This window comes from Salinicola sp. V024, assembly GCF_052645315.1.
Window position 1 is genome coordinate 200,170 of sequence record NZ_JBQXYB010000006.1, and the last position, 14,262, is coordinate 214,431.

The 14,262-nt window shown below is 60.9% G+C and carries 12 protein-coding genes; 10 read left to right on the plus strand and 2 right to left on the minus strand.

Going from position 1 to position 14,262, the window contains the following annotated elements; all coding sequences use genetic code 11:
- The first annotated feature begins 154 nt into the window (after positions 1 to 154).
- The 7 genes from ACUN9V_RS11415 to ACUN9V_RS11445 all read left to right on the plus strand — a co-directional run bounded on the left by ACUN9V_RS11415 (position 155) and on the right by ACUN9V_RS11445 (position 7,514).
- Positions 155 to 1,027, plus strand: a complete 873-nt coding sequence (locus ACUN9V_RS11415; RefSeq protein ID WP_445511475.1) for a glycine betaine ABC transporter substrate-binding protein — start codon at positions 155 to 157, stop codon at positions 1,025 to 1,027.
- A gap of 269 nt (positions 1,028 to 1,296) precedes the next feature.
- Complete coding sequence (locus ACUN9V_RS11420; protein ID WP_445511476.1) at positions 1,297 to 2,883, plus strand: ABC transporter substrate-binding protein; 1,587 nt, start codon at positions 1,297 to 1,299, stop codon at positions 2,881 to 2,883.
- Positions 2,884 to 2,960: 77 nt separating this feature from the next.
- Entirely contained in the window at positions 2,961 to 3,965 is a 1,005-nt protein-coding gene (locus ACUN9V_RS11425) for an ABC transporter permease subunit (protein WP_110693883.1), read from the plus strand.
- A 15-nt stretch (positions 3,966 to 3,980) separates the two neighbouring features.
- Positions 3,981 to 4,880, plus strand: coding sequence for an ABC transporter permease subunit (locus tag ACUN9V_RS11430; protein WP_445511477.1), 900 nt, complete (start codon positions 3,981 to 3,983; stop codon positions 4,878 to 4,880).
- A gap of 18 nt (positions 4,881 to 4,898) precedes the next feature.
- A complete protein-coding gene (locus ACUN9V_RS11435; RefSeq protein ID WP_439285527.1) occupies positions 4,899 to 5,939 on the plus strand; it encodes an ABC transporter ATP-binding protein in 1,041 nt (346 codons plus the stop codon).
- Positions 5,936 to 6,946, plus strand: coding sequence for a dipeptide ABC transporter ATP-binding protein (locus tag ACUN9V_RS11440; RefSeq protein ID WP_445511478.1), 1,011 nt, complete (start codon positions 5,936 to 5,938; stop codon positions 6,944 to 6,946). The genes ACUN9V_RS11435 and ACUN9V_RS11440 overlap by 4 nt, the downstream gene beginning before the upstream one ends.
- A 121-nt stretch (positions 6,947 to 7,067) precedes the next feature.
- Positions 7,068 to 7,514 (plus strand): universal stress protein, encoded by a 447-nt coding sequence (locus ACUN9V_RS11445; RefSeq protein WP_445511479.1) that lies wholly within the window; start codon positions 7,068 to 7,070, stop codon positions 7,512 to 7,514.
- On the opposite strand, the gene sbmA is transcribed toward ACUN9V_RS11445, so the two are convergent.
- A complete protein-coding gene (gene sbmA / locus ACUN9V_RS11450) occupies positions 7,511 to 8,752 on the minus strand; it encodes a peptide antibiotic transporter SbmA (RefSeq protein ID WP_445511480.1) in 1,242 nt (413 codons plus the stop codon). The genes ACUN9V_RS11445 and sbmA overlap by 4 nt on opposite strands.
- A gap of 139 nt (positions 8,753 to 8,891) precedes the next feature.
- Positions 8,892 to 9,611: a GntR family transcriptional regulator gene (locus tag ACUN9V_RS11455; protein ID WP_110693910.1), complete on the minus strand. Its 720-nt coding sequence runs from the start codon at positions 9,609 to 9,611 to the stop codon at positions 8,892 to 8,894.
- 219 nt (positions 9,612 to 9,830) lie between these two features.
- Here ACUN9V_RS11455 and ACUN9V_RS11460 point away from each other — a divergent pair, with 219 nt between their 5' ends.
- From ACUN9V_RS11460 to ACUN9V_RS11470, 3 genes are all read left to right on the plus strand, one after another.
- Entirely contained in the window at positions 9,831 to 10,664 is an 834-nt protein-coding gene (locus tag ACUN9V_RS11460; RefSeq protein ID WP_445511481.1) for an amidohydrolase family protein, read from the plus strand.
- A 69-nt stretch (positions 10,665 to 10,733) separates the two neighbouring features.
- A complete protein-coding gene (locus ACUN9V_RS11465; RefSeq protein WP_445511482.1) occupies positions 10,734 to 12,035 on the plus strand; it encodes an SLC13 family permease in 1,302 nt (433 codons plus the stop codon).
- Between the two features lie 375 nt (positions 12,036 to 12,410).
- Positions 12,411 to 14,249: an ABC transporter ATP-binding protein gene (locus ACUN9V_RS11470; RefSeq protein ID WP_445511483.1), complete on the plus strand. Its 1,839-nt coding sequence runs from the start codon at positions 12,411 to 12,413 to the stop codon at positions 14,247 to 14,249.
- The last annotated feature ends 13 nt before the right edge of the window (positions 14,250 to 14,262 follow it).

Consider the following 14,262-nt stretch of genomic DNA (forward strand, 5'->3'; position numbering starts at 1 on the left):
AGTCAGCCCGCTGGGTGGCCATGATCACGGCGCGTTAGCAGTCATCCGGTCGTGAAACTTGAGGAATGGCGTTAGCAGTGGCTTTGTCCCGCTGATATCCGGATACTCATAACGCTGATTTCTGGTTTCAGACAATAAACAGGGATACGAATTTATGAGAAAGGCCTTTTACCCTTTCGCGGCGGCGCTATTCACCCTGGCATCTACCGCTCAGGCACAAGCGCAGGAAAAGTCGTTGGTCATCGGTACCAACAACTGGGCGGAAAACGTGGCCGTCGCCAACCTGTGGAAATTGATCCTCGACGATCAGGGGTATGACATCGAGCTTTCCGATGTCGGCAAGAGTGCACTCTATGCTGGAATGGCGAGCAACGATATTGATCTATCCCTGGAGATCTGGCTGCCGTACACCGACAAGGAGTTCCTGGCGCCCTACAAAGATACGCTCGAGGTTCACGCTGCCTGGTACGACAAGACCGGGCTGGGGCTGGTGGTGCCGAGCTATGTCGATATCGATACCATCCCGGAGCTCGCGAAACACGCTGACGAGTTCGAATATCAGGGTAGCCCGACGATCCTGGGTATCGGCCCCGGTTCCGCGATCGCTGGAATGACCGACGATGCCATCGACACCTACGAGCTGCCGCTGGATCAGGTCAATAGCTCCGAACCGGCGATGATGTCCGCGCTCGATAGCGCCTATCAGAACAAAAAGCCGATCGTGGTGACATTGTGGAACCCGCACTGGGCGTTCGCCGACTATGATCTGAAGTATCTGGAAGATCCCGATAAGGTCTACGGCGACGGCGACACCATCTACTGGTTCTCCCGCGAGGGCTTTTCCAAGGATGATCCGTGGCTGACCGCCGTGCTCGATGCCTGGCACATGAGCGACGAAAGCCTCGGCGAACTGATGTCGGAGATCGAGTCTCAGCACGATCCGGTGGCGGGTGCACAGACCTGGCTCGACGAAAACCAGGACCAGGTCGACGAATGGCTGGCCGCCGGCGAGCAAATTCAACAGTAACGATAGCGCCGGGCTTTCGATGGCGCCGGGGCTTCGATAGCGCCGTCTCTCCCTGCCCGGGGTGGCTGGTGCGGCTCCTTGGCAGGCGTCTAGACTGAACGGCTCGTCGGTGCAACCACCTTGTCCCACGCTATCGCCCAATTGATTAAACGCTACTTCACGCTCTAATCTGTGCCGACTGCTGGCCGCCTGACCGGCCGGCAATACAATGACAATCGGCCACAAGCCGACACCACAATAACAGCGTGCTGCTGTGCAGGAGATTGATGATGAAGAAGACGCTGCTTGCGGCTGGCATCGCCGCCATGATGCTGGGCGCGACCCCGGTCATGGCCAAAACGCTGGTCTACTGCTCCGAAGGTTCGCCGGAAGGCTTCGATCCTTCCCTCTACACTGCTGGCACCACCTTCGACGCGTCCAGCAAGACGATCTACAACCGTCTGGTTCAGTTCAAACCGGGTACCACCGAAGTCGAGCCGGCCATCGCCAAAAGCTGGGAAGTCTCGGATGACGGCCTGGAAGTGACTTTCCACCTGCGCGATGACGTCAAGTTCCAGACCACTGACTTCTTCACGCCGAGCCGCATGCTCAACGCCGACGACGTCATCTGGACGTTCGAGCGTCAGATGGACAAGGAAAACCCGTATTACAAGCTCGCCAACGGCAGCTTCGAGTATTTCAACTCGATGTCGATGGGCGATCTGATCAAGTCGATCGACAAGGTCGACGACCATACCGTGAAGTTTGTGCTAAACCGGCCGGAAGCCCCGTTCGTTGCCAACCTGGCGATGGATTTCGCCTCGATCCATTCCAAGGAGTACGAGCAGCAACTGCTCGACGAGGGCAAGCCGGAGCTGGCCAACCAGCAGCCGATCGGCACCGGCCCGTTCCAGTTCGTCGATTATCGTGAAGATGCGGCCATTCGCTACAAGGCGAATCCGGACTACTTCCGTGGTCAACAGCCGATCGACAATCTGGTCTTCGCCATCACTTCCGACGCTCAGGTTCGCTACCAGAAGCTGATGGCGGGTGAGTGCCAGGTAATGCCGTTCCCGAATCCGTCCGATGTCGAAGAGATGAAACAGAACGACGACATCAACGTACTGCAGGAAGCCGGGCTGAACGTCGCTTATCTGGCCTATAACACTCAGCAGGCGCCGTTCGACAAGCCGGAAGTGCGCAAGGCGTTGAACATGGCGATCAACAAGCAGGCGATCATCGATGCAGTGTTCCAGGGCGCTGGCGAAGTGGCCAAGAACCCGATTCCGCCTTCCATGTGGGGCTACGCCGACGAGGTCAAGGACGATCAGTACGATCCCGACAAAGCCAAGCAGATGCTGAAGGACGCGGGCGTCGAGAACCTCGAGATGAACATCTGGGCGATGCCGGTTCAGCGTCCGTACATGCCGAATGCGCGGCGTACCGCCGAGCTGATGCAGTCGGATCTGGCCAAGGTCGGCGTCGATGCCAATATCGTCACCTATGAGTGGGGCGAATACCTCAAGCGCTCCTCTGATACCAAGCGCGATGGCGCGGTGATCCTGGGTTGGACGGGCGACAATGGCGATCCGGACAATTTCATGGGCGTGCTGCTCGGCTGTGATGGCGTTGGCGGTGCCAACCGCTCGCAGTGGTGCTACAAGCCGTTCGACGACCTGATCAAGATGGCTCGGACCCTGGATAACCAGGACGATCGCGCCGAGCTCTACAAGCAGGCGCAGGAGATCTTCAAGGAGCAGGCACCGTGGGACACCCTGGCGCACTCCACGGTCTTCATGCCGATCCGCAAGGAAGTGACCGGCTACAAGATCGATCCGCTCGGCGGCCATAGCTTCGAAGGCGTCGACATCGAGTGATTCTCTCCTAGCGAGGACGCGGGGCGGCTCTGGTAGCCGCCCCGCGTCTTATCGCGTGAATAGTCAGACCTCCAAACATGTTCAAATTTTTCCTGGTCAAACTGGCGCAGCTGGTGCCGACGTTCATTGGCGTCACCATCGTTGCGTTCTCTTTCATTCGCCTGCTGCCGGGCGACCCGATTCTGCTGATGGCGGGGGAGCGCGGCATATCCGCCGAGCGCTACGCCCAGCTCAAGTCCCAAATGGGCTTCGATCGTTCGCTGATCGTCCAGTATTTCGATTTCCTCAAGGGTTTGCTGCACGGTGATCTGGGTAATTCACTGGTGACTCACGCCCCGGTGATGGACGAGTTCATGAGCCGCTTTCCGGCCACGCTCGAACTGTCACTGTTCGCACTGGCATTCGCCGTCATCATCGGCCTGCCGGCCGGCGTGCTGGCGGCGGTCAAGCGCGGCAAGACGCTCGATCACACCATCATGGGTATCAGTCTGACCGGCTATTCGATGCCGATCTTCTGGTGGGGCCTGCTGCTGATCATGCTGTTCTCCACCATCCTTGGCTGGACACCGGTGTCGGGGCGTATCTCGTACATGTATTTCATCGAGCCGGTAACCGGCTTCATGACCATCGACAGCCTGATCGCCGGGGACTGGGGCGCGTTTCTTTCCGCGCTGCACTACCTGATTCTGCCGTCGATCGTGCTGGGGACGATTCCGCTGGCGGTCATCGCACGCCAGACCCGTTCCTCGATGCTCGAGGTGCTGGGCGAGGACTACGTGCGCACCGCACGCGCCAAGGGGCTGTCGAATTTCCGGGTGATCATGGTGCACACCCTGCGCAATGCGCTGATCTCAGTGGTGACGGTGATCGGCCTTCAGGTCGGCCTGCTGCTGGCGGGGGCGATTTTGACCGAGACGATCTTCTCGTGGCCGGGGATCGGCAAATGGATGATCGATGCGATCTCGCGACGCGACTACCCCTCGGTACAGGGTGGCCTGGTGCTGATCGCGTTCATCGTGATGATCGTCAATCTGCTGGTCGATCTCGCCTATGGCGTCATCAATCCGCGTATTCGCCACTAACAGGGGGCTTTCATCATGAGTACCATTTCTACCCCCGCCGCGCCCGGTACCTTTCGCTACCAGCTGGCGTCTTTCTGGAGCGACTTCAGTGCCAGTCGCGGTGCGCTGGTCGGCCTGCTTTTCATTGTCTTCATCCTGCTGGTTGCACTGTTCGCGCCCTGGGTCGCGCCGCACGATCCGGCGATGCAGGACCGCTCGGCGCTGCTGGTCCCGCCGGTGTGGCATGCCGAAGGCAACTGGAGCTATCTGCTCGGCACCGATGCTGTCGGTCGCGACGTGCTCTCGCGGTTGATCTACGGGGCGCGTTATTCGCTTTCGATCAGCGCCATGGTGGTCGTGCTCTCCATGGGCGTGGGCATTTTCCTCGGTCTGCTGGCCGGTTATTTCCGCGGTTGGGTCGAGACCGTGATCACCCGCGTGATGGACGTGGTGCTGGCGTTCCCCAGTCTGCTGCTGGCGCTGGGCCTTGTCGCCATTCTCAGCCCTGGCCTGACCAGCGCGATGATCGCCATCGCCATGGTCCAGCTGCCGTATTTCGTGCGTCTGACCCGGGCGGCGGTGATCGGCGAGAAGGATCGCGAGTACGTCATCGCCAGCCGACTTTCCGGCGCCGGACATCTGCGCCTGATGTTCAACACGCTGCTGCCCAACTGCATGGCCCCGCTGATCGTGCAGGCGACGCTTTCGTTCTCTACCGCGATTCTGGATATCGCGGCACTGGGCTTCCTCGGCATGGGCGTTCAGCCGCCGACGCCGGAGTGGGGCGCGATGCTGGCCAATGCGCGCGAGTTCATGGGCAGCGCCTACTGGGCGGTCACATTCCCAGGGCTGATCATTCTGCTGACGGTGTTGATGATCAATCTGATGGGTGACGGTTTGCGCGACGCGCTGGACCCCAAAATGAAACGCTCTTAACGCCGGAGGTTCTGACTTATGGCATTACTCGATATTGAAGGCCTCAGCGTTCGCTTCAAGACCAGTAGCGGCCTGTTTGCCGCCGTGGAAGACGTCGATATCAACGTCGACCGCGGCGAAGTATGGTCGATCGTGGGCGAGTCCGGCTCGGGCAAGTCCGTTTCGATGCTCGCCACCATGGGCCTGCTGCCGTGGACGGCGCAGGTCACCGCCGACAGGATGACCTTCGACGGCCAGGATCTGCAGCAGCTGAGTCCGCGCCAGCGCCGGCGCATCGTCGGCGGCGAGATGTCGATGATCTTTCAGGAACCGATGAGCAGTCTGAACCCCTGCTTCACCGTCGGTACCCAGATCGACGAGATGATCAAGCAGCACCTGGGCGGTTCGCGCAAGGAGCGCCACGAGCGGGCGCTGGATCTGCTGGCGCAGGTCGGCATCCCCGACCCGGCGCGACGGATCAAGGCCTATCCGCATCAGCTTTCCGGCGGCATGAGCCAGCGCGTGATGATTGCCATGGCGATCTCCTGCAATCCGCGGCTGCTGATCGCCGACGAGCCGACAACGGCACTCGACGTCACCATCCAGGCGCAGATCCTCGAGCTGCTGCTCAAGCTGCAGGAAGATACCGGCATGGCGCTGATCCTGATCACCCACGACATGGGTGTGGTCGCGGAAACCGCCAAGCACGTGGTGGTGCAGTACGCCGGCCGCCAGGTCGAGAAGCAGGATGTGAAGTCACTGTTCGCCAATCCGCGTCATCCGTATACCGAGGCGCTGCTGTCGGCGCTGCCGGAGCGTGCCGGCAATCAGGACCGCCTGCCGACCATTCCCGGCGTCGTTCCCGGCCAACACGATCGCCCGACCGGCTGCCTGTTCAATCCGCGCTGCCAGTACGCCACCGAGCACTGCCGCGAGGTGGAGCCGGTACCGGCCGCGGACGATCCCGCCCGTACGTTGTGTCACTATCCACTGGAAGATGGGATTTCGCCGTCGCCGGCTGCGGCGGGCGTGGCGCGAGACACCCCGCAATCCAGCCCGCATAGAGAGGTGCGCCCATGAGCCGCGATGCCGTACTGAGTGCCGTCAATCTCACGCGCTATTATCAGGTCAAGGGCGGACCGTTCTCCAAGGCGGCAACGGTCAAGGCGCTCAACGAAGCGAGTTTCGAGCTCTATCCCGGGCAGACGCTGGCCGTGGTCGGCGAGTCCGGCTGTGGCAAGTCGACGCTCGCTCGTGTGCTGACGATGATCGAGCCGCCCACCAGCGGCAAGCTGACGATCAGTGGGCATGAGGTCTCGTTGAAGGAGGGGCAGCGCCCCCCGGACGCACTGCGTCGCGAGGTGCAGATCATCTTCCAGAACCCGTATGGTTCGCTCAATCCGCGCAAGACCGTGGCGACCATGCTGGAAGAACCGCTCAGGCTCAACCGCAAGGAAATGAGCGCGGAAGAGCGGCGCCAGGCGGCGCTGGAGATGATCGCCAAGGTCGGGCTGCGCCCGGAACATGCCGATCGCTACCCGCACATGTTCTCCGGCGGCCAGCGCCAGCGTATCGCCATCGCCCGTGCATTGATGCTCAACCCCAAGATTCTGGTGCTCGACGAGCCGGTCTCGGCGCTGGACCTGTCGATTCAGGCCCAGGTGCTCAACCTGCTGGCGGATCTGCAGGAAGAGTTCGGGTTGGCCTACGTGTTCATCTCGCATGATCTGTCGGTGGTTCGACGCATCGCCGATGACGTGATCGTGATGTATTTCGGCCAGCCGGTGGAAACCGGGCCGGCGGAGGAGGTCTTCACGACGCCGCGACATCCCTACACCCAGGCGCTGTTTTCGGCCACGCCGGTGGCGGACCCCAATCGGCGCCGCGAGCGCGTGCATCTCAAGGGCGAACCGCCGTCGCCGCTGGCGCCGCCGCCGGGATGTCCGTTCGCACCACGCTGCCATCTGGCAACCGAGGAGTGCACCCAGATCGATCCGCCGCTGGAGCACGTCAACGACCGGGTCGAGGTGGCGTGTATCCATGTCGACCAGGCGGCCGCCAAGTACGCGCAAGCCGAGGCGAGCTGAGACGCCGTGCCAGCGCCGTAGCACCACCACCCCCCCGCCGAGATCGGCTACGCTGAAGTCAGGTAGCGGCGATGCGACAGCGATCAGCGCGCATCGAATCATCGACGGAGGGGTGGCAATCATGACTCAGCAGATACTGGTACCCATCGACGGCTCCGCCAGCGCGCGCAAGGCCCTGGCACACGCTGTGCTGGTCCAGCAGGCGACCCAGGCCCGGATTCACCTGCTGCATGTTCCCGAGATACCGGTCGCCACGGATGCGTTGGGCGCCATGGTCGGTGCATCACCGGCCGACTACACGCCGGAGAAGGGGCGTCTGACGGGCGAGCGCCTGCTCGCGGAAGCCTGGCGGGCCGTCAGTGGCGGTTCCGACGAAGTGACCTATCACGTCGAGGAAGGGCGACCGGCCCAGGTGATCGTGCAGCTGGCGACCAATCTTGGCGTCGACATGATCGTCATGGGCAGTCGCGGCCAGAGCAATCTCAAGAGCCTGATGGTCGGCAGCGTGTCGCACAAGGTATCGCATATTGCTTCCTGTCCGGTGATCACGCTGCACATCCCTGATTAGTCGCTGTCTCCTGCTACCGAGCTGACGTGAATCGTTTCGTGGTCGTCGATCACCGATTCGAAAGTCCGTAGCCGTTTGACGATCGACAGCAGCTCGATGATCGTCGACCAGGAATTGACCAGATACTGGAACGATTCGCGTACCTGACCGAAGACGTTGAGTACCTGTTGCAACAGGCCCAGCGTCAGCTTGCCGGCGACGATCGACGGCGTCAGCACGACGAAAGCGAAGAGCGTGTCCGCCTGCAGGTAGAAGATACGGGCAATATTGAAGTAGGCGTAGTGCCAGTAAAGCCGGAAATAGTTGTGACGCACCCGCGAGAAGAGCTGACTCATCGTGGCCGGCTCGGCGCGTGACGCGTCGTCCTCGCCGTAGACCAGCTCCTTGCGATAGGCCGCCTCGACGCGCTGGTTGCGAAACTCGAGCCCTGGCAGCTTGATTCCCACCAGTGCCAGAAACAGCGTGCCGAAAACCGACCAGACGATCGCTGCCCAGACCAGAGCGTTGGAGACATGGCCGATCAGTGGCAGTTGGGTGATATGGGATGACATCGTCACCAGCAGCGGCAAAAAGGCAATCAGGGTCAGCACCGCCTTGAGCAGGTTGACCCCTAGCCCCTCCAGCGTGGTGGAAAAGCGCATGGTGTCTTCCTGCACGCGCTGGGCCGCGCCTTCCACGTGCCGAAGCTGCGGCCAGTGGGCCATGTAGTAGTCGTTCATCGCCGTGCGCCAGCGAAAGATAAAGTGGCTGACGAAAAACAGATTGAACACGCCGACAGTCACTGCAACGAAGGCGATCCCCGCGAAGGTCAGCATTTCTCGATAGAGATCCAGTGCGGTCACGTCGCTACCCCCGCCGAGCGCTTGCTGGACCATGTCCCAGAAGGGGCCATACCAGGCGTTGATGGCAACGCTGGTCTGGACCGAAAAATAGGTCAGGAAAACGATCAGGGCGCTACCCAGAATCGACCAGTGCTGCCAGCGATGAGGGCAGAGTCGATACCACAGCGTGGCGAACAGCCCCACGCAGAGCGCGTAGTAGACGTAGAACCACAGAAACGAGGACGACCAGAAGCGGGAGACACCGACCGGCAGCGAGGCGTCTGTCGCCAGAGGCGGCAGGCCGATGGCGGCACCCCAGGCGCTGGCGCCGGTTTCCCACACAATGGCGGCGATCAGCGCCCAGATCAGGGCGCTGGGGAAAAAAAGCGACGGCTTGGGAAAGAACGATCGGAACACGGTGACGGCCCCTGCGGCTGGGATGAAGATCGGGATGGCGTGATCCCGCGGCCATCCCGACCTCTCATCGACCTCGAACCGTCGGTTACGTTCCCTTACGCTCGACGCCGTCGATGGAATAGCTATCCACCATGGTGGTTCAGGAAATATCGACCTGATAACGGAAGGTGCTGGCGGCGCCCCGTGAGCGGCGGTATTCCAGCGGCGTGCGGTCGTAACCGAGTGCCAGTCGCTCGATCAGCACTACGGGTTCGCCGGACTCGAGATCGAGGATCCTGGCGATATCGGGGGTGGCGGTCTCGACGCTCAGCGTTTCCCGCGCCGAGCCGATCAACTGACCGCACCGTGATTCGTAGAACGGGTAGAGCAGATTGCCGAAATCGTCGATCTCGATCTCGATCAAGGCCTCGAAACGCGCCGCCGGCAGCCAGATATCCTCGTGGTAGAGGGGCGCTCCGTCGAACTGCCGGACTCTCTCCAGCCGAATGACCTTCTCCGATCGCTCCAGCCCCAGCGCATTCGCGATGTCCTGAGCGGGTGATTCCAGCTGGCGATCGAGAATCCGGCTCTCGGGAACTCGGCGATCGCCCCTGGCATCGACCTGCCGGAAGAAGCGGAATAGCGAACCTTCGAAGTTGGGCCGCAGGATGAACGTGCCTCGCCCCTGGCTGCGCTTCATCAATCCATCCTGGACCAGGGTGTCCACAGCCTTCCTCAGCGTGCCGACGGCAACCCCGTAATGCTTGGTCAGCTCGGCTTCGGTGGGTATCGCGCCGCCAGGTGTCCATTCTCCGGCGGCGATCTTCGCCAGCATATCGTCACGCAGTCGCTGATAGAGCGGCAGACGTTCGTCCGTCATGGAGCTGATTCCCTTCATGAATGTTCCCTCCATGTTATTTCAAACAACTGTATCACCAAACTTCTCATCTTTAGTCGTACGGAGTTAAGCGTACGACCAAAGCGTGTATGATCGATGTATCTATACGACTATATGAATAGTTCTTTTGGGGCGGTTCTTTGCCAAGATAGAGCGTATCGCTCGCCGCGAGGTGTTCATGCCAATCAGAAAAGGCCGTCCATGACGCAACTCCCCCACGCCGGATTGACCGGCATCGACACTCACGCGCACATCTTCCATCAGGGCCTGAAGCTGGCCGGGAATCGCCGCTATAGCCCGGATTACGACGCGACTCTCGAGCAATACCTCGAGCATCTCGATCGCTGCGGCCTCTCCCATGGCGTGCTGGTACAGCCCAGTTTTCTGGGCACCGACAATAGCCACATGCTGGCTGCACTACGCGGCTTCCCTCAGCGTCTGCGCGGCACCGCCGTGGTGGAGCGCGAGGTGAGCGATGACGTACTCGACGAGCTGGCCGAGGCGGGGGTCGTCGGCATTCGGCTCAATCTGATCGGTCAGCCCCTGGATGATTATCGTAGCGCACCGTGGCAAGCGCTATTCGCCAAACTGGCGAGCCGGGGATGGTCGGTGGAAATCCAGCGCGGGATGGACGATCTGGCCCGGATCGTGCCTCAGATTCTGAAAGCCGGCGTGGCGGTGGTGATCGATCATTTCGGTTTGCCCGCGGGAGAGATCGATCCGGTCAATTCGAACCATCGAGCGCTGCTATCCCTGCTTTCGAGCGAGGATGTCTGGGTCAAACTGTCGGCAACGTATCGCAGCCGCTCGAACCCGGCCCAGGCATCGAGGTCGATCGAACGTCTACGCGATGCCTATGGCCATAGCGAGCGACTGCTTTGGGGCAGCGACTGGCCGCATACGCGATTCGAGGACCAGACCGATTACGACGCCCAGTTCGCGCTGATGCAGACGCTGCTGCCGAACGCCGACGAGCGTCGGCAGGTTCTGGTGGAGAACCCGGCCAGGCTGTTCAAGATCGAGCTCGCGAGCTGAGCGCCGATAGGTCAGAGAACGAGCACGCATGACGAGTGCGCACGACAAGCAGAAAAAGGGAACCGACTTATGATGAGTCTATTGGTGGTGGGGGCGATCATCGTATCCATCATTCTGGGGTATCGCACCCGGATCAATATCGGGCTGTTCGCGATCGCCTTCGCCTACCTGATCGGTTGCTTCGGGCTGGGTCTGAGTCCTAAGGAAGTGATCACGATGTGGCCGCTGAAGATATTCTTCATCATCTTCTCGGTGTGCCTGTTCTACAGTTTCGCGATCGTCAACGGCACGCTGGAGAAGCTGGCCGAACATCTGATGTATCGCTGCCGCCATTTCCCGCATCTGCTGCCGTTCGCCATCTTCCTGGCGGCGGTGGTGATCTCCGCACTCGGTGCCGGGTATTACACCGTGCTGGCGTTCATGGCGCCGATCACGCTGCTGCTGTGCAGCCGCACCGGGTTGAACCTGATCGTCGGTGCCATGGCGGTCAACTACGGCGCGCTGGCAGGCGCCAACTTCGTTTCCAGCCAGAGCGGCATCATCTTCCGCACGCTGATGACCAATTCGGGCATCTCCGATAATCAGGCTTTCATCAACAGTTTCGGCATCTTCGCCAGCACCATGATCGTGCCGATCGTCGTCCTCGCCGGCCTGATTCTTTTCAGCCGCAAGCGCGGTACGGCGATGGTCTCGCTGGCGCATGTCGAACGTCCCAGCCCGCTGAGTCCTGACCAGCGTTCCACCCTGATTCTGACCCTGGTGATGATGGCCACCGTGCTGCTGCCGCCCATCACCAGCCTGATTCTGCCCGACAACACCGCCGTGACGTTCGTCAATTCCAAGGTGGATATCGGCCTGATCGCCAGCGTGTTCTCGGTCATCGCGCTGCTAATGAAACTGGGCGACGAGCGTAAGGCGATCGCCTCGCTGCCGTGGGGCACGGTCATCATGATCTGCGGCGTCGGCATGCTGATCTCGGTGGCGATCAAGGCCGGCACCATCGATCTGCTCGGCTCCTGGATCGGGACCAATATTCCGCCGGCGCTGATTCCGGTCGCGTTCGGCATCGTGGCCGCGTTCATGTCGCTGTTCGCCAGCACCCTGGGCGTGGTCACGCCGGCGCTGTTCCCGCTGGTGCCGTCGCTGGCCGGCACGCTATCGATCGATCCGATGATCATCTTCATCGCCATCGTGGTCGGCGCGCAGGCCACCTCGATCTCGCCGTTCTCCTCCGGTGGCAGCCTGATTCTCGGCTCCTGCCCCACAGACGAAGCGCGTTCAGGACTCCTGCCCAAGCTGCTGTTCCGCGCCGCGCCGCTGGGTTTCATCGCCGCGCTGGTGTTCAATTTGCTGCTGACGTTCGTGTTCTGAACGGGGTGGGTGAGGGAGCGTAAAGTGAGCGCTTTGCGCTCCCTTTCCATCGCGCGACGACGCGCGCTCCTGTGAGACCAAGATGAGATGGAGAGACAGTGTTGGCAATTTGGCGCTAATTTTTGGATATTGTGTGGCTAGGCGGAGCACCGCTCGATAACAGCTCGATAACAACAACCAGGCAGCGTCCATGTCAGAACTCGAGAAAAAGTTCTCCTCGGATATTCGGTTACCCGAGTCGGAAACCGTTCGTCTCCGCTCGCCTTTCTCTCCCAGCCTTCGCTTTCACGCCCTCGCGACAGACCCAACTACCAAAACTTCGGCCGGTTGTTCGTCAACCAGGCTGGGTGAGAGACCTCGACTTTCAGGGATGCCATGAATAAGCAGGAATTGCCTCCGATCCTTCGGATCGACGAGTTGAGTGTCAGCTTTGGCACTGCTTCCGTGGTCAAAGGCTTGTCGTTCGACGTGTTCCCGGGTCGAACGACGGCAGTCGTGGGCGAGAGCGGCTCGGGAAAATCGGTGATGTCGATGTCGATCATGCGGCTTGCCGATATGGCGGGCGCCAGCTTCCCCAGCGGCCGTATTCTGTTCTCATCGGGGGCTGGCGAAGACATCGATCTACTGAAGTGCGATCAGGAAGCGATGCGTCGGATTCGTGGCAAGGAGATCGCCATGATCTTCCAGGAACCGATGACCTCGCTCAATCCGGTATTTACCATCGGCGATCAGCTCTGCGAAGTGTTGATTCTCCATGAGAAACGCTCGCGCGCCGAAGCCATGGCCGAAGCCGAGCGTCTGCTGGCGTTGGTTCGCCTGCCGGATGCGAGAGCTCTGCTTGCGCGCTATCCCCATCAGCTTTCGGGTGGCATGCGTCAGCGCGTGATGATCGCGATGGCACTGGCCTGCCGGCCGAAGTTGTTGATCGCCGACGAGCCGACCACGGCGTTGGACGTCACCGTCCAGGCGGAGATCCTCAATATCATGAAAGATCTGCAGGCCGAGCTCGGCATGGCCATGATCTTCATTACCCATGACATGGGCGTCGTCGCCGAGATGGCCGACGATGTCGTCGTGATGTGGCAGGGCGAGAAAGTCGAAGCGGGGCCGGTCGAGGAGATATTCACCCGCCCCAAGCACCCCTATACGCGAATGCTGCTGTCTGCCGTGCCCAAGCTGGGGGCGATGCAGGGCTTCACGCATCCCAGGCGGACACCGCTGACCGTGCTGCGAAATGGCGAACTGGTACAAGAGGGTGACGATCGACAGCAAGACACGGCCGACTACACGGTGCCGCCATTGCTGCGTGTAGAGGATCTGTCGATTCAATTCGACGTGAAGAAGAGCTTTTGGGGGCGTACCACCCATCGTAATTTCGCCGTCTCCCAAGTCGGTTTCGAGATCTATCCTGGTGAGACGCTGGCGTTGGTGGGTGAGAGTGGTTCGGGCAAGTCCACGATCGGACGTACGATCCAGCAGTTGCAGGAGTCGGCCAACGGTGAAGTCTGGTTCGATGGCAAGCCGATGTCGAAGATGAAGCTCGCCGAGCGCCAGCGTCTGCGTCGCGAGGTGCAATACATTTTCCAGGATCCGTTCGCTTCCCTCGATCCGAGACGCACGGTCGGTGACTCCATCGCCGAGCCAATTCTCACCCATGGTCTGCTCGATCGCGGCACTCCGACTCGTCGCCGTGTCGGCGAGCTCTTGGAGCGGGTCGGCTTGTCTGCGGATATGGCGAGCCGTTACCCGCATGAATTTTCGGGAGGCCAGCGTCAACGGGTCTGTATTGCTCGCGCCCTGGCTTCCAGGCCTCGCCTGATCATCGCCGACGAGGCACTGTCGGCGCTCGATGTCTCGGTTCAGGCCCAGGTGATCAATTTGTTCATGGATCTGCAGCGAGAAGAGGGACTGGCGTATCTCTTTATCAGCCACGACATGGCGGTCGTCGAGAAGATGAGTCATCGGGTCGCTGTACTCTATCTGGGCCAGATCATGGAGATCGGCAAGCGGGCCGACGTATTCGAACGTACGGCACATCCTTACACCCAGCGCCTGCTATCCGCCGTTCCGCTGGCGGATCCGTCGGCTCGACGTCAGCGTGTGGCGCTGACCGGCGAAATCCCCTCGTCGATTCATCCGGTGGGTGCTCCGCCAGCGCTAAACCCGTTACGTGAAATCGCCAATGGCCATTTCATCGCGCAGGAACGCGTTTGAAAGAAGAGCGTGT